Below are 521 nucleotides of genomic sequence, written 5' to 3' on the forward strand. Positions count from 1 at the left end.
TTTTATTTAGAAAGGACTCATTTAAATATCCTTGCTATATGGATATATGTAATCAACTTGATAAACTCAATACATTTCCCAAAGACAGTAGATATCAGACTTTTTTGTTGGATAAATATAATAAGGTCGTTTGCATTGGTAATCCTACAGAGAATCCTCAAATATGGAGTTTGTATAAGCAAATAATAAATGAAAATAAAAGAGTAGAAAAAACAGACTTATATGATAAGTCTTTGATAACATCATTGACAGTTGATACAACTATTTTGGAACTTAAAAATCTGGAAATAAATAAGACTACTACTGCAAAGTTTAGTCTTAAAAATATTGGACCTAACCCTTTGGTGGTGAATAATGTAACTACTACATGTGGTTGTACAGTACCTAACTGGTCAAAACAACCGGTTTTACCTAATAAAACAACCGATATTGTAGTGCAAGTTACTCCTAATAAAGAAGGATATTTTAAGAAAAATGTCTGTCTCTTATACACATCTCCGAGCCCACGAGACCATGGCTAA

1 protein-coding gene is annotated in these 521 nt (G+C 30.9%); it reads left to right on the plus strand.

Annotated elements, in window-relative coordinates; genetic code table 11:
• The coding region (locus tag LPH68_RS26580) for a DUF1573 domain-containing protein (RefSeq protein WP_230297300.1) at positions 1 to 521 on the plus strand (521 nt) is incomplete at its 5' end.

The sequence above is a fragment of the Bacteroides sp. 1_1_30 genome (assembly GCF_020982715.1).
In the GTDB taxonomy this organism is placed as follows: domain Bacteria; phylum Bacteroidota; class Bacteroidia; order Bacteroidales; family Bacteroidaceae; genus Bacteroides; species Bacteroides xylanisolvens.